The sequence below is a fragment of the Streptomyces corchorusii genome, assembly GCF_001514055.1.
Classification (GTDB): domain Bacteria; phylum Actinomycetota; class Actinomycetes; order Streptomycetales; family Streptomycetaceae; genus Streptomyces; species Streptomyces olivaceoviridis.
Map to the genome: position 1 here is coordinate 232,311 of NZ_KQ948352.1, position 18,361 is coordinate 250,671.

Genomic DNA, 18,361 nt, shown 5'->3' on the forward strand with positions numbered 1-18,361 from the left:
CGCTTGCGGAATGCTTCGGAAATCCTTCGGGAACGGTGCGGCGCCGGACGGGACGGCCGGGCCGCTCACGGACGGGTACGGTGGTGCGCATGCGGTTTGGGGTGCTCGGACCACTCGCGGTGTGGGACGACGAGGGGGAACCGCTCAAGGTCCCCGAGACCAAGGTGCGGGCGCTGCTGGCGGATCTGCTCGCGCACGACGGCGGCCCCGTCTCCGCCGACCGGCTCGTCCACGACCTCTGGGGCGACCACCTCCCCGGCAATCCGGCCGGCGCGCTCCAGGCCAAGGTCTCCCAGCTGCGCCGGGTGGTCGGCCGCGAGCGGCTGGTACGGCAGCCGCCGGGGTACCGGCTGCGGCTCGGCCCGGCCGACGACGTGGACACCGAGCGGTTCGGCCGGCTCGTCGCCGAGGCGCGCCCGGTCGCGGACCCACGGGTGCGGGCGACCCTGCTCACCGAGGCCCTCGGACTGTGGCGGGGGCCCGCGTACGCCGACTTCGCCGACGAGGAGTTCACCCGCGCGGCCCGGGAGTGCCTGGGGGAGCAGCGGCTGGCCGTGCTGGAGGAGCGGGCCGAGGCCCGGCTGGCGGCGGGGGACCACCTGCTCCTCGCCGGCGAACTGGCCGCGCTCGTGACCGAGCATCCGCTGCGGGAGCGTCTGCGCGCGGTGCAGATGCGGGCGCTGTACCGCGCGGGCCACCAGGGCGAGGCGCTCGCCTCGTACGAGGATCTGCGCACCCGCCTCGCCGACGAACTCGGCGCCTGCCCCGGCCCCGCCCTGAGCGCCCTCCACCGGGCGATGCTCCGCCAGGACCCGTCGCTGACCACCGACCCCGCGACTTGGGCCGGGACCACCACGCCGAGTCCCGAGCTCACCGTGCCGAGCCCCCACGGCACCGCGCCGCACCCGGTCCCGGCCGACCCGGTGCCGCCGTACCCGGCGTCCTCGTCGCCCCCCGAGATCACCCCGGCCACCGCCGCCACCCCAGCCACCCCCACCAACCTCCCCCATCCCCTCACCCCCCTCATCGGCCGCGACCAAGCCCTCGCCGACCTCTCCCCTCTGCTCGCGCGGCAGCGGCTGGTCACCCTCACCGGTCCCGGTGGCGTCGGGAAGACGCGTCTCGCGGTGGCCGTCGCGCAGGGGGTCGCGTCCGGAGGCGTACCCGACGGGGTCTGGTTCGTGGAGTTCGCGGGTCTGCGCGCCGCCACCCCCGACGACCTCGCCGGGATCGTCGCCGCCACCCTCGGCATCCGTGACGACGCCCCCTCCGCCCCGCCCGCCACCGGCACCGTGGCCGCATCCCCCGTGCACCGGCTGGCCGCCGCCCTGCGCGACCGCCGTACCCTGCTCGTGCTGGACAACTGCGAGCACGTCGTCGCGTCCGCCGCCGAACTGGTCGCGCTGCTCCTGCGCGGCGCCCCCGGGCTGCGCGTCCTCACCACCGGCCAGGAACCGCTCGCCCTGGCCGGTGAGACGGTGTTCCTGGTCGAGCCGCTGCCCACCCCGGACGCGGTACGCCTGTTCACCGAGCGGGCCGCCGCCTGCGCGCCCGGCTTCCGGCTCGGCACCGGCGAGGACGACGGCACCGGCGAGGACCAGGGAGCCGACCCCGCCCTCGTGGCCGAGATCTGCCGTCGGCTGGACGGCATCCCGCTCGCCCTGGAACTCGCCGCGTCCCGGGTACGCGCCCTCGGGGTACGGGAGTTGGCCGCGCGCCTCGACGACCGGTTCCGGGTGCTGACCTCCGGGCAGCGGGGCGCGCCCGCCCGTCAGCAGACCCTGCGCGCGATGATCGACTGGAGCTGGGAACTGCTCAGCGTGCCGGAACGCCTCGTGCTGAGCCGTCTCGCCGTGCACAGCGACGGCTGCGCCCTCGACGCGGCGGAGGCGGTGTGCGCGGGGGAGGGCGTGCCCGGCGGCGCGGTGCTCGACCTCGTCACCCGGCTCGTGGAGAAGTCCCTCGTCGTCGTCACGACCGGCCCGGCCGGCCCCCGCTACCGCCTCCTGGAGTCGGTCGCCGCCTACGCTGTCGAGCGGCTGCGCGACACGGCCGACGAGACCGCCGTACGCGAGCGCCACCTGCGCCACTACCTCACGCTCGCCGAACGCGCCGAGCAGCGGCTGCGCGGCCCACGGCAGCGGGACTGGCTCGCCCGCCTGGACATCGAGGCGGGCAATCTGCGCGCCGCCTTGGACGAGGCGGTGCGCCGGGCCGCCGCCGGACGGAGTGCGGAGGCCGTACGGCTGGCCACCGCCCTGTCCTGGTGGTGGCTGCTGCGCGGCCGGCTCACCGAGGGCCGCCGCGGCCTGGCCGCCGTCCTCGCCGCCACCGCCGGTGATCCCGACCCCCAACTCGCCCTGCTGCACAGCGCGTTCGTGCTGCTCACCGGCGAGCGCACGGTGACCCCCGCCGCCGACGCCGTACCCGACCCCGTGCGCCGCGCCCGGGCGCTGTGGCTGAACGCCTACGGCGGGTTCAGCGTGGGCGATCTGGACGGCAGCCGCGTCCTGAACGCCCGTGCCCTGGCCCAGTTCGAGGCGGTGGACGAGCGGTGGGGCACCGCCGCCGCGCTCGGCCTGCGGGCGGCGCTCGCCCTGGTCCGCGGTGACCTGGACGCGGTCGCCCGCGACGGACGGCGCAGCCGCGCCCTCTTCCGCGAACTGGGCGACGGCTGGGGGGAGTTGCAGACCGTCTCGCCGCTCGCCGTGCTCGCCGAGATCAAGGGGGAGTACACACGGGCGGCCCACCGCCAGCGCGAAGGGCTCCGGATCGCCCGGGAGTTGTGTCTTCAGGCCGAGGTGTCGGCGCGGCTGTCCGGGCTCGGCCGCCTGGCGCTGCTCGCCCGCGACTTCGACCGCGCCCGCCGACTGCACGAGCAGGCTCGCCGGATCGCCGTCGAGCAGGGCTACAAGTACGGCGAGATCCACGCCGACATGGGCCTGGCCCTCGGCGCGCGGCGCTCCGGCGACCTCGACGCGGCCGAGGCGCACCTGCGGCGCATCCGCGCCGCCCACGCCGACGTCTCCTCCCCGGCCGGTGACCACCTCCGGCACGCCGAACTCGGCTTCCTCGCCGAACTGCGCGGCGATGCCGCCCGGTCCGCCGCCCATCACCTGCGCGGCCTCAGGATCGCCCGCGCCCTGGACGAGCCCCGTGCCCTCGCGCTGTCCCTGGAAGGGCTCGCCGGGACGGCCGCCCTGTGCGGACACCGGTCCGGCGCCACCTGCGCGGCCCTCCTCCTCGGCGCCGCCCACGCCGCGCGCCGCAGCGTGGGCGCGCCCCTGCCGTCCGCCGAGCGCGGCGACGTCGACCGCGTCACCGCCGCGGCGCGGGCGGTCCTGGGCCCGCGTGCCTTCAGCGAGGCGTTCGAGCGCGGTGCGCGGCTGACCCCCGCCGAGGCGGTGCGGCACGCACGCACCACCCTGGCCGGGCCGGCGGACCGGGCCGCCCGAGCCCGGTGCGCCGTCACGGTTCCCCGCGCGCCCGGCCCCGCCCAGCCCTGAGGAGGTGGTACGCCCAGGCCCGTCGGGTACCCGGTGGGCCGAGGGAGCCCAGGGAGCGATGCGCATGGTGAGGAACGCGGGGCGGGAAACGGAAGGCCGGGTCCGGGCCGGGCGTCTGCGCCGTACGGCGGCGGACGTCTTCGGCTGGGAGCACCTCCTGCCGGAGCAGCTCACGGCCATGGAGTGGGTGCTGGGCGGCCACGACACCCTGGTCGTCATGCCGACGGGCTCCGGCAAGTCGGCCGTCTACCAGGTGCCGGCGCTGCTGCTGCCCGGCCCGGTCGTCGTGGTGTCACCGCTGCTCGCGCTCCAGCGGGACCAGATCGCGGGTCTCCCCGAGGGCGACGACGCCCCGGGGGCCGTCGCGGTCAACTCGGACCTGGGCGCGGCGGAGACCGAGGCGGCCTGGGAGGACGTGCGGTCGGGCCGGGCCCGTCTCGTGTACCTGGCCCCGGAACAGCTCGCCCGGGACGACGTGGTGGAGGCGCTGGCCGGGGTGGGTCCGGCCCTGTTCGTGGTGGACGAGGCCCAGTGCGTCTCCTCGTGGGGCCATGACTTCCGCCCCGACTACCTGCGTCTGGAGCAGGCCGCGCACCGTGTGGGCAGACCGCCCGTGCTGGCTCTGACCGCGACCGCCGCCCCGCCCGTGCGCCGGGAGATCACCGAGCGTCTGGGGATGCGCCGCCCCCGGCTGATGGTCACCGGGTTCGACCGCCCGAACATCCGGCTGGAGGTCCGCCGCTTCCTCGACGAGGACGAGCGCCGGCAGGCCGTGATCGAGCGGGCCGCCGCCGAACCCAAGCCCGGCATCGTCTACGCGGCGACCCGGAAGGACAGCGAGCGGTACGCGGGCGAACTCGCCTCTCTGGGGCTGGCCGCCGAGGCCTACCACGCCGGACTGCGCGCCGGCGAACGCGCCCGCGTCCACCGCGCCTTCCTGGCCGGCGAGACCGACGTCGTCGTGGCCACCTCGGCGTTCGGCATGGGCATCGACAAGGAGGACGTGCGGTACGTCCTGCACACCTCGCTGCCCGGCTCCCTGGACGCCTACTACCAGGAGATCGGCCGCTGCGGCAGGGACGGGCAGCCCGCGCTCGCGGTGCTGCACTACCGGGAGCGGGACACCGGGATGCAGACGTACTTCGCGGGCCGGACCCCCGGCCGCACGGTCCTGGCCCGGGTGGCCGAAGCCGTCCACCGGCACCGCCGGGATCCCGCCGGCCTGGAGGAACTGCGCGAGGAGACGGGACTGTCCCGGAACCGGGTCACTGCCGCGGTCAACCTCCTCCAGGAGGCCGGAGCCGTCGCCGCGGCGGAGGACGGCGCGGTGCGCCCGGCCGGGGGCGTGTCACCGGGCCGGGCGGTGGAGCGGGCGCAGCGGGCGGGCGAGGCCCACCGCCGGACGGACCGCTCGCGCGTGGACATGGCACGGGCCTACGCCGAGACGACCGGCTGCCGACGGCACTTCCTCCTCGGCTATTTCGGCGAGGCGTACGAGGCCCCGTGCGGGAACTGCGACACCTGCGAGGAAGGGGCCGCCGACCGGGCCGACCGCGGCGCGAGCGGCGACCAGCGGTCCGGGCACCCCTGTGCCGCCGCGTTCCCGACCGGGACCGAGGTACGGCACGAGAAGTGGGGCGAGGGCACGGTGCTCAGCGAGGAACCGGACCGCATCACCGTGCTGTTCGACCGGGCCGGCTACCACACGCTCTCCCTGGAAGCCGTGGCGGACCACGACGACCTGCTCACCGTCCTGCGCCGCCCCGGCGAGGAGCAGCAGGACACCTGACGGGTCCGCGGTCTCCGCGCGGACTCGCGGGATCACCGGTTCCGGCCAGGTGGTCCCGCGAGCCGTACGCCCGATCCCGCGGCGGCGTCAGCCGCGACCGGGCGCGTACGACGTCGGCATGCCGCGCCGTGCCTCGGACGACTCCGCCGTCCGGGCGGCGGCGCTGGCGGCCAGGGCCAGCAGCAGGGCCAGCGCGCCGACGATGACGTTGTTCACGATCGTCTTCGTCGTACTGACGTTGCCGGCCACCACCCACGGCGCGATGATCGCCCACACGCCGAGGGCGCAGGACGCCCACGCCATGCTGTGGGTGCGTTCGTAGGCCCGGCCGAATCCGCCGCTCATCAGGACGGCGTAGGCGATACCGGTGAGCAGGTTGGTGACCGCCAGGGTGGACAGGTTGTTGAAGCCCGTGATCCAGGGCGACGCCGCGAGGTACAGACCGGTGAGCAGCGCCATGGTCTCGACGGCCTGGCCTTGGGGCGTGCTCGTGGCGCGCTCGGCCATCTCGTGCCGAAGGCGCATGTCGACGATGTCGGGGTGCGTCTCCATGGACGGCCTGGGGGAAGTGGTCATGGTCTTCACCTTCGGAGGATGTAGTACGTCCGGACTTCCGCGAGTACCCCGATCGGGGCACGCAATCTAGGGTGAAAGGGGCGATGTGGTCTCTTCCGGGCCCGCTGACGCATGCGGTGGATCAGCGGGGTGGGTCACGGCGCGCACGGTGCGCCGGTGGCGCCCGGACCGCATCGACTCCGCCGAAGTCGGCGGCGAGCCCGCCCCCGTGTCCCGCTGTCACCCCAGGTGAGATCGATCATGCGGAACGGCATACATCCCCCTGCCGCGTCTTTTCGATGACGAGCCGCCGTGCGCCCCGTGCGGGAACGGGCCGCGCGCTCCCGTCGTCGCCCCTCCCAGTAAGGACCTGTATGCAAGCCATCACAGTTCGAGACCGTGACGCCGGTGTCGCCGGGATGTCCCTCACGGACATGCCCTACCCCCACGCAGCCGAGAACGACGTCATCGTGCGGGTGCACGCCGCCGGCTTCACCCCCGGGGAGCTGGACTGGCCCGCCACGTGGACCGATCGCGCGGGCCACGACCGGACGCCGAGCGTGCCCGGGCACGAGCTCTCGGGTGTCGTCGTGGAGCTGGGGTACGGCACCACCGGCCTGAGCGTCGGACAGCGGGTGTTCGGGCTGGCCGACTGGGCCCGTGACGGCACCCTCGCCGAGTTCACCGCGGTGGAAGCCCGCAACCTCGCCCCGCTGCCGGCGGACATCGACCACACCCTGGCCGCCGCACTGCCGATCTCCGGGCTCACCGCCTGGCAGGGCCTGTTCGACCACGGCCGTCTCACCACGGGACAGACCGTCCTGATCCACGGTGCCGCGGGCGGTGTCGGCTCGATCGCGGTTCAGCTCGCCCGCGAGGCCGGCGCCCGCGTCATCGGCACCGGCCGGTCCTCCGCCCGGGAAGAGGCGCTCGCGCTGGGCGTCGACACCTTCATCGACCTGGAGACCGGGAAGCTGGAGGAGGCCGGCGAGGCCGACCTCGTGTTCGACGTGATCGGCGGCGACATCCTCGACCGCTCGGCCGCCCTGGTCCGCCCCGGCGGCACGCTCGTCACCATCGCCATGCCGCCCACGGTCCGGCCCAAGGACGGACGGGCCGTCTTCTTCGTCGTCGAACCCGACCGCGCCCGGCTCACCGATCTCGCCGCGCGGCTGAGGGACGGCCGGCTCAAGCCGGTCGTCGGTGCGGTACGGCCGCTCGCCGAAGCACCCTCCGCGTTCGCCCCCGGCAAGCGCACCCCGGGCAGAACGATCATCCGCGTCACGGAGGACGGAACAGGGCACCGATCATGACCGGAACGCGGGTCGCCGGCGGTCTGCCGGGCGTCGCCACGCCGACCCCGGCCACGGCCTGCACGACCTCCGGCCGGCCCGCCCACGCCGAGAGGCCGGCCCCGGGCGCGGCATCCCCCGCGGGCACCTGCCACCAGGGCGGGAACCGGGGCGAGGAGCCGGGCGCCCACCACGTCCTCACCGAGAACACCGGCCCGACCCGACGGGCCGGGCTCCCGGTCGCTCATCGCCACCGAGGACCGCAACATCCCGCCCGCCGCGCAGCGTTGGATGGCCACCCGGGCCGGGGCCCGCACCACCGCCGTCCACGCCCCGCACGCCGTCGCCGTCAGCGATCCGCGCGCGGTGACCGACGTGATCCTCGACGCCGTGCTGTCGGTGCGCACCGGTCACTGAACCCACGGGGGGCGGTCAGCGGTTCCCGGCCGGCCTGCCCTATGCGGGCCGCCCCGCCCGCGGGGGCGACCGTCCGGCCGTACCCGGTCCGGTCCGCCCGTCAGCCGTCCTCCGAGGCGGCGACCACGCGCGTGAGCTGGACCCGGGAGTTGACGGACAGCTTGCGGAAGACGGCGGACAGATGGGTGTTGACCGTGTGCGGCGAGACGACGAGCAGGTCGGCCGCCGAGCGGTTGGTGTGCCCCGCGGCGACCAGACGCGCGACCTTCCGCTCCGACGCCGTGAGCGCCTCCCAGCCCTGGGAGGGACGCGGGCCGGCCGACGCCCGCCGGGCGCGCGCTCCCGCACGTCCCAACAGGCTCTGCGCCCGCGCCGCGGCGGCATGGGCCCCCGACTCGGCGAACGTGGCCCGCGCCTCGGTCAGGACCTCCACCGCCTCCGCCCGCCGGCCGGCGTTCACCAGCGCCGTTCCCAGGTCGACGAGCGCCGCCGCCCGGTTCAGCGGCCGGGGACCGCCCCGCAGGAGGGTCACGGAACGCCCCAGCAGGCCGACGTCGTTCGCGACCAGCCCGCGTGTCTGCGCCGCCAGACCCGTGGCGGTGGGCACGTCCGGATTGCGGGCGGCGTGCGCTTCGGCCTGTGCGGCGAGATCCTCGGCCAGCTCGCGGTCGCCGCCCCGCAGGGCGATGCGGACCGCCTCGTCGACCCAGGTGCGCAGCAGGCGCCACCGCATGAGGCCGTCGTGCCGCTGGACCTCCCGGAGCCGCTCCAGGGCCCGTGCGTGATCGTCCGCGGCACCGGCATGGAGGGCCTCCAGGAAGCGCACGGCGGCCGTGTTGCCGGGATTCGGCTTCACCGCCAGCCGTTCGCGCGCCGCGACCAGGTCGTGCCGCGCCGCCGCGAGGTCGCCGCGCAGCAGGCCGATGCGGGACCGGACGACCCGGGCGTTGACCTGGTGCACCGGCGCTTCGACCTCGTTCTCCAGGCGTTCCACGGTGACGAAGTCGGCCTCGGCGTCGTCGAGTTGCCCGAGCCCCAGACGCTGATGCCCCTGGGACCACAGGAGCATGCCCTCGCGGAGCGAGCCTTCCTTCTGACCCGTCGCCCGGGCGAGCAGGTGCTCACCGCGGGCGAAGTCGTCCAGGTGCTGACAGGCCATGACCTCCTCGGGCAGGTACGCGGGATCGACCGCGCTGAGCGTGGTGAACAGGCGCAGGGCTTCGGCGGTCTCGCCGGCGTTGAGGGCCGTCTCGCCGAGCCCGAACAGCGCCTGGACGTGTGCCTCGCGGTCGCCGATCGCGACGGCCTCCCGGAGCGCCGCCTCGCCGTCCGCTCGCGCCGCGGACAGGTCGTTGCCGCGGGACAGGGCCAGGGCGCGCAGGGCCCTCAGCCGGGCCGCGGTCTCCGGCGAGGCGCCGCCGGCCGCGAGCGTGGCGTCGAGGCGGCGCCGCAGGTCCTCGGCCCGGTCCAGGTTCCACAAGGTCGCGCCGATCGCCGCCTGGAGGCGGCTGGACACGGCCGGCGGAGGCCGGCGCGCGAGCAGCCGTTCCCCGGTCGCGAGCGCCTCCTTGTTCCGGCCGGCCCGGGTCAGCGCGACGATCGCCCGTTCGCCGACGTCGAAGCCGGAGGGGTGCTGCGGCGGTGTCAGTTCCAGAGCGCGGGTGAGCAGGTCGGCGGCGAGGGCCGGTGTCACGGGCAGCACGTCGTCGGCCGCTCTCCGCAGCAGCAGGACGGCCTCCTCGTCACCGGGCAGTGCCCCGGTGAGCAGGTGGGAGACGGCCTCGATGGGCTGGTGGCCCGCGGTGACGAGCTGCTGGGCGGCCTCCCGGTGAAGAGCCCGTCGGTGGGCGGGCGGGATGTCGGCGTAGACCGCCTGGCGGAGCAGGTCGTGGCGGAAGACCAGGCAGTCTCCCTTGTCGGCGAGTACGTTGACGCGCACCGCCTCGTCCAGCATGCCGACCATGGCCGGCGAGGGCTGACCGCTCAGCGCGACGGCGTCCTGGAACCGGAACCGGCGCCCCAGCACGGCTCCGATCCGCAGCAGGCGCAGTGTGCCGGGGGAGAGTGCGGAAAGCCTGCCGCGCACACCGGCCACCAGCCCCGTCGGGACCGGCTCCCCAGGGGAGTTCGTGGACCGCAGCCCCGTGAGCAGCTCGACCGCCAGGAAGGGGTTGCCTCCGGCGCCTTCGAGCAGGTCGCGCACCTGTTCGTCGACGTCCGTCCCCAGGACGTCGTCGGCCAGCTGCGCGATGGCCGACGCCGACAGGGGGCCCAGACGTACGTCGACGGCCGGTAGGGCGCGGGACGCCGCAGCGAATATCTCGTCCGCCTCCCCGGACGCGTCCGGGCGCCGGGTCAGCAGCCACAGCACGGGGGAGGTGCGCACGCGCGCCGGAAGCTGCGCCAGGACGGAACGGCTCAGTGGATCCGCCCACTGCACGTCGTCCAGTCCGATGAGCACCGGGGTGCGCGCGGCCAGGGCCTCGATCTGCTCCGCCAGGTGCTGCACCAGCCAGATCCGGTGGTCATGACCCCGTGACAGATCCGCGAACGCCTCGTCCGACAGCAGGGGCCGGTCCTGGTGGGTGAGGCAGGCCATCAGCGAGGAGAGCGGCACCAGGTGGTGCAGTTCGTCGGCCTTGCCCAGGCCGACGGCGAAGCCCGCCGCTCCCGCGTGGCCGGCGCAGTCGTCGAGCAGCACCGTCTTGCCGATGCCCGCCTCGCCCCTGATCAGCGCCAAGGCCGCGCTGCCCGTACGCGCCACCGAGCCGACCAGCGCCCGGAGCCGCTCCACTTCGGCTTCCCGGCCGCGCAGACCGCCTCTGGACAGCGATTGCCCCGCCGCCGTCACAGGCGTTCCTTCCATCCACGAGCACCCGGCCGAGGCCAGGCCATACCACAATGACCGCTGCGTGTGCCCCGCACGACGCGCCGGTGATCCACTATGGCACGCACGGGGTGTGTTTGGCGGAAAAATGCGGATGGCTGGAAAAGGCCGCTCGGCGGGGAGGGGTGGCCGGTCGTCTCAGGCCGCGGTGGTGCCGGACGTCCCGGACGTCCGCCGGGCCGGAAACAGGCCCGGGCGCGGTACCCGCGGTTCCGCTCCGGCCCGGTGGGCGGCGGCTCCTTCGGAGCCGGACGCGTTGTTCGCGACGACGCCGCCGACCGTGCACGCGAGGGAACTGGCGGGGTCGGGCCCCATCAGACGGCCGTGGCGGGAGAGCGAGATGTTGGCCCGCCCGATCGTCGTACCCGGCTTGATCCGGGCCCGCACACCGTCGTCGAGCATCTCCAGCCCGGTCCAGTGACGGCGTACGTCCACCAGGATGTCGTCGCCCTGCGCCTGGCCGTTCAGCGAGGTGCCGGCCGCGCGGAAGACCACGTGGCGGCCGTTGTCGCGGGCGTGCCGGAGCACGGCGGCCACGTCCGCGGTGGTCTCGGCGATGACCACGACACGGGGCACCAGACGGTACGGGCTGGCGTCCGAGGCGTACCTCACCAGGTCCGAGATCCTGTGCAGGACCTTCTCTGGGCCCAGTTCGGCGACGAGGGCGTCCCGCAGGCCGTCCGGCGTACCGGAGGCCCGGTCGTCGGGGACCCGGTCGACGGAAGGACCGTCCGCCGGGTGCGGGCGCAGCGCACCCGGCTTCGGATCGAGCAGCGGCATGTGTGCTCCTTTCCTGCCGCGCCGTGCGTTCCCGTGCGGCTCGGCATCGGTCGGCCGTGTCGCGCGGTGGCTTTCCGGGGTGGTGGGGTGTTACTTGGTGGTGGCGTCGATGGCTTCTTCGATGAGGGCGATGACGCGGTCGGGGTGGGCGAGCATGACGAGGTGGGAGGAGTCGACCTCGGTGGTGGTCATGCCGGCGCGCTGGTAGCCGAAGCGTTCGACGTCGGGGTTGATGGTGTGGTCGGCGGAGGAGACCAGGCCCCAGGAGGGCTTGGTCTTCCAGGCGGCGGCGGGGGCCGGGTCGGCGAAGGCCTGGGCGGCGAGGGGGCGTTGGGAGACGGCGAGGATCTTGGCGGTCTCCGGGTCGACGTCGGCGGCGAAGATGGCGGGGAACTTGTCGGTGTCGACGGAGACGTCGGTGCCGGGGGTGTCGGAGCCCTCGACGGGGAAGGGGGTGTAGACGAGGGCGGTGGCGAGGTCGGAGTCGGGGAAGCGGCCCTGGAGTTCGCCGAGGCTTTCGCCGGTCTCCAGGGCGTAGCCGGCCAGGTAGACCAGGGCCTGGACGTTGTCCTCGACGCCGGCGACGGTGATGACGGCGCCGCCGTAGGAGTGGCCGACGAGGATGACGGGGCCGTCGATCTGGCGGATGACAGAGGAGATGTAGGCGGCGTCGCCGATGAGACTGCGGTTGGGTACCGCGGGGGCGACGACGTTCAGGCCGCGCTGGAGCAGGCCGGGGATGACGCGGGCGTAGCTGGAGGCGTCGGCGAACGCGCCGTGGACCAGGACGACGGTCGGCTTGGGGGAACGGGACATGACCGGACTCGATTCTCTCGCTCGGAGGAGGTGTTCGTGATGTGCGTGCCGGGACCGGGGCGAGGCGGGAGTGTGCTCCGCGCGCCCCGGTGGCTGCCGTGGGGTGCCGCGGTCCGCGTGCTCAGCCGCCCCAGCCGTCCAGGAAGGCCAGCAGTTCCGCGTTGACCACCTCCGGCTTCTCCTCCTGGCAGAGGTGACCGCACTGGGGGATCGGGACCCCGCGGACGTCACGGGCCATGCCCTTCCAGACGTCCAGCACGTCGTAGGCCTGGCCGACGGCGCTGAAGTCCTCGCCCCAGATGGTCAGCACCGGGCAGGCGATGGGCTGGTCCTCGTCCTCGCGGTCCTGGGCGACGTCCTCGGGGGCCGCGCGGTAGTCCATGCACGACCCGCGGACCGCCCCGGGCTGCTGGTAGGCGCGGACGTAGACGGCGATCTCCTCGGGCGTCAGCATCTCCGGGTCGTAGGACCAGCCGCGGTAGAAGTGCGTCAGCCAGGTCTCCTCCTTGCCCGCGATGAGCGCTTCGGGCAGGTCCGGTACCTGGAGGAAGGTGAAGAACCAGTACCCCTGCCGTGCCATGGCCACGTCGTAGGTGTCGGCGATCACCCGGGTCGGGATGTTGTCCATCGCGACGAACCGGTCGATGCGCTCCCGGTGGTCCTTGGCGAAGCGCGTGCCCACCCGCGCGCCCCGGTCGTGGCCGACCAGCGCGATCCTCTCGTGGCCGAGGTGGTCCATCAGGGCGAGGACGTCCCGCGCCATCGTGCGCTTGTCATACCCGGACGCCGGCTTCTCGGTGTCCCCGTACCCGCGCAGGTCGGGCGCGATGACGGTGTACTTCTCGGCGAGGACCGGGATCTGCTTGCGCCAGCCGTACCACGTCTCGGGGAAGCCGTGCAGCAGGTAGACGGGCGGGCCCTGGCCGGCGCTGACCCAGTGCTGGTTGATGCCGTTGAGCACCTTGGTGTGGTGGGTGATCTCCGTGGTGGCTGTCATGTCGACTCGCTAAGGTCGGAGGAACAATCACTGCCCACCCTGCGCCGGTTCCCGGGCGCGCCTTGTCCGGCAACGCACGCCGTTGTGCGCTTCCGTGCCCTGGTCAGTCGCCGGGATGGGCGCCGCGGCGCTGTCGTTCGGTGGCACCGCCCCAGACGCCGTACGCCTGCCGGGAGTTCTCGGCGAAGGACCGGCAGTCGGACTGCACCGGGCAGCCGCGGCAGACGGCGATGGCGCGCGCTTCCCTGCGTTTGCGGGCACCGCCGCGCTCGCCTGCCGGGGAGAAGAACATCGAACTCTTCATGCCCCGGCAAGCGGCTTCGGCCTGCCACTCCCAGACCTGCAACAATGGCTTGGTGGTGGATTTCACGTTTTCTCACCATCTCTCGACGACGCAGGCGTACGTGAGCTGCTCGGAAAGGACCGGCTCCCCTACTGAGGGGCAGCCTAAATACGGGATTCGGGCCCCTCTTGCTTGTCGACGCCCGAGTTCTTGCCTGTGGAGGACCGGCCGCCCGCACACAGGAGGGGCCGCCCGACGCGGCACGGCGTCGAACGGCCCCTCGGTGCGGATCAGCCCTCGAAGACCTCGCGCAGGCGGGCTTCCTGGTCCCGGTCGAGGTTCGAGCGGATGAGCTCGGCGTGCTCCGTGGGGAACGCCTCCTTCACCCGGTCGAGCACCTCGTCCTGGGTCAGCAGGAACAGCGCGGACGTGCCGCGGGTCACCTGTGCCTTCACCGACTCGATGAAGTCGTCGTCGATGCCCACGTCGGCCAGTTTGCCGCCCAGGGCACCGGCGGCGGCCCCCACGGCGGCGCCGAGCAGCGGCATGAGGAAGATGAGGCCGAAGAGCAGCCCCCAGAAGGAGCCGGACAGGGCACCCGCCCCGACCAGATCGGTCAGTTGCTTGGTCTTGGGCTTCTTCGCCTTCTCGGGCCAACTGACGGTGGCGGCGTCCACCACGGTGATCAGCTCCTGCTTCTGCAAGCCGAGCAGTGTCTGCTCCACCTGCTCCGCACTTTCCGGCGTGTCGAATTTCCAGACCGTCAGCGTGGCCATCGATGAACCTTTCCGTTCGCGGCTGTGCGTACCAGTAAAGATCCGCCCGCGGCGTTCCCACAGAGCCGGCCGCCCCGGCGTGCGGTGTCAGCACACATCGATGCACGCAGAGGCAGGAACGCCACCGCTCGCCGCGAACCACCGGCCGGCGGCGGTCGTGTCCGGCAGCCGGCGGGACAGGCCGGCTCGCACCCGTTCGGCTCCGGCCTCCCCTTCCACGGCCTCCAGCCGGTTGCGCGCGTACAGGCGCAGGAGAGCGTGCAGCCGGAAGCGGTCGCCGACGACGTCGAGGAGCCCGGCCTCCACGAGTTCGCCGAGGACGCCTTCGGCGCAGGAGAGGTCCCGGCCGAGCAGATGCGCGGCGCAGGCCGCGCCGGCGTCCGGACCGGGCACGACGGACAGGCGCCGGAACAGCCGGGCGGCATCCGGAGTGAGCCGCCGGTAGGAGAGGTCGAAGGCCGCGGAGACCCTGCGGTCCCCGGCCACCAGGACGTCGAGCCAGCGCTTGTCCACGGCGAGCCGGTCGGCCAGGCGCCGCACGCTCCAGCCGGTACGCGTCGCGAGCCGGCTACCGGCGATCCGCAGAGCCAGGGGCAGGTAGCCGCACCGCAGGGCCACCTCACCGAGGGCAGCGGCTTCCCGGCGGGCGCGCTCCTGCCCGATCATCCCGCCGAGGAAGGCGAAGGCTTCCTCGGCGGACAGCACTCCCAGACCCATGCGGCGCACGTCGCGGGGGCCGGTGAGCGCCTTGCGGCTGGTCACCACGCACATGCCCCGGCCCCGTCGGGGCAGCGACGGCGCGATCCGGGACTCGTCGCGGGCGTTGTCGAACACCAGCAGGCAGCGCCGGTCGCCCAGGAGGCCCTGGTAGAGCGCGGCCCGCCCGGCGGCACCAGCCTCGGCGATCTCCGTGTCCGCGACGCGGAACTCCTTGAGCACGCTCAGCATGATGTCCGCCGCCGAGGGCGGATCCTCGTCCATGCCCCGCAGGTCCATCACCATCTGGCCGTCCGGGAAGCGTTCCGCCAGCCGGCACCGCCCCCGTATGCGCGCTGCTCGGTCCGGCCACCCGTGCAGGACGAGCAGGGTCCGGTACTCCAGCGCGCCGGCCGGCCGCGAACGTGACGGGGCCGCGGCCGGCCTGGTCCGGGGCCGGTCCGCGGCCCCAGGTGTGGTCACGGGCAGGGCCTTTCAGGACGTGATGTACCTCGTGCGGTGGCTGTGAAGGGAACGTGCGGTGGCGGTGGCGGGCCCGGTCAGCCCAACTGGTCGGCCCAGTCGGCCGGCACCCGTCCCGCGGGTCCGGGAACGGGCTGGTCGGCCGGGTGGCTGTGCGGCGGCGCGAGCCGCGGTCCCGTCTCGTACAAGGTCGACGTGTCGTAGTCCCAGAACCACTCCTCGCCGGGTTCGAAGCTCTGGATGACCGGGTGGCCGCTCGTTCTGGCGTGGGCGGTGGCGTGCTTGGAGGGGGAGTCGTCGCAGCAGCCGATGTGGCCGCAGCTCGCGCAGCGCCGCAGGTGGAACCACCAGGCGCCGGTGGCTTCGCACTCCACGCAGCCGGTGCCGCTGGGCGGGACGTCGGGGGAGATGCTGTTGGATGTCGTCACTGTCTCTCCACGGGGTGTGGGGCGGGGCCGAGGGGGCGGGGGCGGGGCGGCGGCCGGGCGGACGACGGAAGGCGGCCAACCGGTCGGCTGACCGCCTTTCCACGCAGGCGGTACCCGCTGCGCGCGTGCCGTCCCGCCCGCGGTCAGCTGGTGTGCAGAGCGGCGTGCAGGGTGCGGGCCGCCAGGGTGATGGCGAGCTCCGCGCCGTGGGTCTCACGCAGGGCGTTGAGCATCACGAAGTCGTGGATGACGCCTTCGACGCGGACGGCGCTGACCGCGACACCGGCCTGGCGCAGCTTGGACGCGTACGCCTCGCCCTCGTCGCGCAGCACGTCGGCCTCGGCGGTGATGACCAGGGCCTGGGGCAGGCCGGCGAGCTGCTCGGTGGTGGCGCGCAGCGGCGAGGCGGTGATCTGGGCGCGCTCGGCCTCGTCGGTGGTGTACTGGTCCCAGAACCACTGCATGCCGTCGCGGCGCAGGAAGTAGCCCTCCGCGAACTGGTGGTAGGAGCCGGTCTCGAAGTTCGCGTCCGTGACCGGGTAGAACAGCACCTGCTGCACCAGGGAGACGTCACCGCGCTCCTTGGCCATCAGCGTCAGCGCCGCCGCCATGTTGCCGCCGACCGAGTCACCGGCCACGGCGAGGCGGGACGCGTCCAGGCCCTTGGCGGCGCCGTCCTTCACGATCCACTGGGCGACCGCGTAGTTCTGCTCGATGGCGACCGGGTAGCGGACCTCGGGGGAGAGGTCGTACTCGGGGAAGACCACGGCCGCGTGGGCGCCGACGGCGAGTTCGCGGACCAGGCGGTCGTGGGTGTGGGCGTTGCCGAAGACCCAGCCGGCGCCGTGGATGTAGAGGATGACCGGCAGCGTGCCCTCGGCGCCGGCCGGCTTGACGATCCGGGCCCGCACCGAGCCGGTCGGACCGCCCTCGACGGTGATCCACTCGTCGTCGACCGCGGGCTTGGCGATGTCGCCGGACTGCACCTCGTCGACCGTCTTGCGGCCCTCGACCGGTCCCAGGTCGGCCAGGTACGGCGGGTTGGCGGTCGCCTCGGCGAACGCGGCCGCGGCGGGCTCCAGCACCGGCTGCACCGGCTCGTACACGTAAGACATTGCACACTCCTGAGACGTCATGGATGTGCCGGTGGTCCCGGCGCGGCCATGCTCACCGGATGAGGGATCCACTGGACTGCGGCCACGGTATGGCCGCTGCCCCGTCCGCTCTTGCGTGCGGGCGCACGCACTCTGACCACCCCGTGCACAAGGAGGCGGGCAGGCCGGCCGGGCGAAGGCCGGCACCAGGGGCGCCCCGCACCGGCCGTGGATCCGCACGTACGGCCGGACGGCATCCGGCCACAACCGTGCGCTCTCGGTGCCCCGGCCGTGCACGGATCGGCAAGTCCCCGGCGGTCGTGCGTCTAACGTTCGCCGCGGAGACGCACCTGAACCCGTGGCGGTGCGTCCCGCCGGCCGCAAGCCGGCGCGGAGGGAGCTCAGATGCCCGCGGCTCACCGCGCACCACCCCTGGAGGCGGACGTCGACACGGTCGTCCCGCGGCCCGCCGGTGCACGCGCACAGTGGTCGGTTCCCGCCCGGCACCGCCGCGACGGGGCGCCGCCCCCTCCACCGCGGGCTCCCTGCTCGCGCTTTTGTCCACCGCGCACAGGACACCCCGAGGTCATGTCTGAACCAGTACACACAGCGGCAGGGAACGGCGAGAGCCTCTTCACGGTCGTGGTCGCCGCCCTCGCCAATCTCTGCATCGCCCTGGCCAAGGTGGTCGCCGGCCTGATCAGCGGCTCCAGCGCGATGCTGTCGGAGGCCGCGCACTCGCTCGCCGACACCGTCACCGAGGTGCTGCTGCTGACCTCCCTCAAACGCAGCGCCCGCCCCGCCGACGACGAGCACCCCCTCGGCCACGGCCCCGAGCGCTGGATCTGGGCCCTGCTCGCCGCCGTCGCCACCTTCGTCGGCGGTGCCGTCTTCTCCCTCTACGACGGCATCCACACCCTGATCGACGGCGAAGACCCCGGCGACCCCCTGGTCTCCTACGTCGTCCTCGTCGTCGCCTTCCTCCTGGAGGGCTACTCGCTGCGCACCGGCCTCAAGCAGGCCCGCGGGGAGGCGGCCCGCGTCAAAGTGCCCTTCGGGCGCTTCCTGCGCCGCACCCCCGACACCGCCGTCAAGGCCGTCGTCCTGGAGGACTCCACCGCCCTGATGGGCCTGCTGCTCGCCGCCGTCGGACTGCTCGGCGGACAGCTGACCGGCTCCGGCGTCTGGGACGGCATCGCCTCCCTGTGCATCGGCGCGCTGCTGCTGTACGTCGCCTGCGTGCTCGGCCGCTCCAACGCCGAGTTCCTCATCGGCCGCGCGCTCCCGCGTGACGTGCGGGAGCGGATACGCGTCGAGCTGCTCCACGTGGAACACATCGAAGCCGTACTGGAGTTGACGACCCTCGTGCAGGGCCCGCGCGAGGCCCTGGTCGCCGCCAAGGTCGACTTCCGGGGCACGGCGACGGCGGCCGACATCGTATGGGCCTGTGAACGTGCGGAAGCGCGACTGCGGGAGTCGTTCCCGGTGATCAGACGGCTGTACCTGGATCCGACACCCGGTCTCGGGCAGGCCGTGGGGAGAGGATGAGCGTCCAGCCGTGA

General features: G+C 73.9%; 14 protein-coding genes and 1 pseudogene. 5 read left to right on the plus strand and 10 right to left on the minus strand.

What is annotated here, in order from left to right; translation table 11 throughout:
• Window positions 1-89: 89 nt before the first annotated feature.
• Together AQJ11_RS05180 and AQJ11_RS05185 are read left to right on the plus strand one after the other, a co-directional pair.
• Entirely contained in the window at window positions 90-3,506 is a 3,417-nt protein-coding gene (locus AQJ11_RS05180; protein WP_244218116.1) for an AfsR/SARP family transcriptional regulator, read from the plus strand.
• A 64-nt stretch (window positions 3,507-3,570) separates the two neighbouring features.
• Window positions 3,571-5,295, plus strand: a complete 1,725-nt coding sequence (locus AQJ11_RS05185) for a RecQ family ATP-dependent DNA helicase (protein ID WP_059262270.1) — start codon at window positions 3,571-3,573, stop codon at window positions 5,293-5,295.
• Between the two features lie 87 nt (window positions 5,296-5,382).
• Here AQJ11_RS05185 and AQJ11_RS05190 read toward each other — a convergent pair whose 3' ends face one another.
• On the minus strand, window positions 5,383-5,871 hold the full coding sequence (locus AQJ11_RS05190; RefSeq protein WP_229887065.1) for an SPW repeat protein: 489 nt from the start codon (window positions 5,869-5,871) through the stop codon (window positions 5,383-5,385).
• A gap of 353 nt (window positions 5,872-6,224) precedes the next feature.
• On the opposite strand from AQJ11_RS05190, the gene AQJ11_RS05195 reads away from it, so the two are divergent.
• Window positions 6,225-7,163, plus strand: a complete 939-nt coding sequence (locus tag AQJ11_RS05195) for an NADP-dependent oxidoreductase (RefSeq protein WP_208616442.1) — start codon at window positions 6,225-6,227, stop codon at window positions 7,161-7,163.
• Between the two features lie 270 nt (window positions 7,164-7,433).
• Window positions 7,434-7,559: a hypothetical protein gene (locus tag AQJ11_RS52090; RefSeq protein ID WP_279616937.1), complete on the plus strand. Its 126-nt coding sequence runs from the start codon at window positions 7,434-7,436 to the stop codon at window positions 7,557-7,559.
• A 100-nt stretch (window positions 7,560-7,659) separates the two neighbouring features.
• Here the strand turns inward: AQJ11_RS52090 and AQJ11_RS05200 are convergent, their stop codons facing one another.
• The 9 genes and pseudogenes from AQJ11_RS05200 to AQJ11_RS05240 all read right to left on the minus strand — a co-directional run bounded on the left by AQJ11_RS05200 (window position 7,660) and on the right by AQJ11_RS05240 (window position 16,820).
• The gene (locus AQJ11_RS05200) at window positions 7,660-10,425 is read right to left on the minus strand and encodes a helix-turn-helix transcriptional regulator (protein WP_244218117.1); all 2,766 of its coding nucleotides are present in this window, start codon (window positions 10,423-10,425) and stop codon (window positions 7,660-7,662) included.
• A gap of 267 nt (window positions 10,426-10,692) precedes the next feature.
• Window positions 10,693-11,226 (minus strand): annotated as a pseudogene (locus AQJ11_RS05205) (FAD-binding oxidoreductase); the annotation flags it as partial.
• 90 nt (window positions 11,227-11,316) lie between these two features.
• On the minus strand, window positions 11,317-12,042 hold the full coding sequence (locus tag AQJ11_RS05210) for an alpha/beta fold hydrolase (RefSeq protein WP_059262033.1): 726 nt from the start codon (window positions 12,040-12,042) through the stop codon (window positions 11,317-11,319).
• Between the two features lie 121 nt (window positions 12,043-12,163).
• Entirely contained in the window at window positions 12,164-13,039 is an 876-nt protein-coding gene (locus AQJ11_RS05215) for an alpha/beta fold hydrolase (RefSeq protein ID WP_059262034.1), read from the minus strand.
• A 103-nt stretch (window positions 13,040-13,142) separates the two neighbouring features.
• Complete coding sequence (locus AQJ11_RS05220) at window positions 13,143-13,409, minus strand: WhiB family transcriptional regulator (protein WP_059262035.1); 267 nt, start codon at window positions 13,407-13,409, stop codon at window positions 13,143-13,145.
• A 203-nt stretch (window positions 13,410-13,612) separates the two neighbouring features.
• Entirely contained in the window at window positions 13,613-14,098 is a 486-nt protein-coding gene (locus tag AQJ11_RS05225; RefSeq protein ID WP_058082533.1) for a DUF1269 domain-containing protein, read from the minus strand.
• A gap of 87 nt (window positions 14,099-14,185) precedes the next feature.
• Window positions 14,186-15,277 carry an NB-ARC domain-containing protein gene (locus AQJ11_RS05230; protein ID WP_244218118.1) on the minus strand — a complete coding sequence of 364 codons (1,092 nt, stop codon included), beginning with the start codon at window positions 15,275-15,277 and terminating at the stop codon, window positions 14,186-14,188.
• Window positions 15,278-15,354: 77 nt separating this feature from the next.
• A complete protein-coding gene (locus AQJ11_RS05235) occupies window positions 15,355-15,705 on the minus strand; it encodes a UBP-type zinc finger domain-containing protein (protein WP_014675905.1) in 351 nt (116 codons plus the stop codon).
• Window positions 15,706-15,848: 143 nt separating this feature from the next.
• Window positions 15,849-16,820 carry an alpha/beta hydrolase gene (locus AQJ11_RS05240; RefSeq protein ID WP_059262036.1) on the minus strand — a complete coding sequence of 324 codons (972 nt, stop codon included), beginning with the start codon at window positions 16,818-16,820 and terminating at the stop codon, window positions 15,849-15,851.
• A gap of 567 nt (window positions 16,821-17,387) precedes the next feature.
• Between AQJ11_RS05240 and AQJ11_RS05245 the strand changes: the two genes are divergently transcribed.
• Window positions 17,388-18,347: a cation diffusion facilitator family transporter gene (locus AQJ11_RS05245; protein WP_014675908.1), complete on the plus strand. Its 960-nt coding sequence runs from the start codon at window positions 17,388-17,390 to the stop codon at window positions 18,345-18,347.
• Window positions 18,348-18,361 lie beyond the last annotated feature (14 nt).

Excerpts from the sequence above, each read along its gene's own strand:
- AQJ11_RS05195 (WP_208616442.1), top strand. The coding sequence starts at position 6,225 with ATGCAAGCCATCACAGTTCGAGACCGTGACGCCGGTGTCGCCGGGATG.
- AQJ11_RS05215 (WP_059262034.1), bottom strand. The coding sequence starts at position 13,039 with ATGACAGCCACCACGGAGATCACCCACCACACCAAGGTGCTCAACGGC.
- AQJ11_RS05200 (WP_244218117.1), bottom strand. The coding sequence starts at position 10,425 with ATGGAAGGAACGCCTGTGACGGCGGCGGGGCAATCGCTGTCCAGAGGC.
- AQJ11_RS05185 (WP_059262270.1), top strand. The coding sequence starts at position 3,571 with ATGGTGAGGAACGCGGGGCGGGAAACGGAAGGCCGGGTCCGGGCCGGG.
- AQJ11_RS52090 (WP_279616937.1), top strand. The coding sequence starts at position 7,434 with ATGGCCACCCGGGCCGGGGCCCGCACCACCGCCGTCCACGCCCCGCAC.
- AQJ11_RS05180 (WP_244218116.1), top strand. The coding sequence starts at position 90 with ATGCGGTTTGGGGTGCTCGGACCACTCGCGGTGTGGGACGACGAGGGG.
- AQJ11_RS05225 (WP_058082533.1), bottom strand. The coding sequence starts at position 14,098 with ATGGCCACGCTGACGGTCTGGAAATTCGACACGCCGGAAAGTGCGGAG.
- AQJ11_RS05245 (WP_014675908.1), top strand. The coding sequence starts at position 17,388 with ATGTCTGAACCAGTACACACAGCGGCAGGGAACGGCGAGAGCCTCTTC.
- AQJ11_RS05240 (WP_059262036.1), bottom strand. The coding sequence starts at position 16,820 with ATGTCTTACGTGTACGAGCCGGTGCAGCCGGTGCTGGAGCCCGCCGCG.
- AQJ11_RS05190 (WP_229887065.1), bottom strand. The coding sequence starts at position 5,871 with ATGACCACTTCCCCCAGGCCGTCCATGGAGACGCACCCCGACATCGTC.
- AQJ11_RS05210 (WP_059262033.1), bottom strand. The coding sequence starts at position 12,042 with ATGTCCCGTTCCCCCAAGCCGACCGTCGTCCTGGTCCACGGCGCGTTC.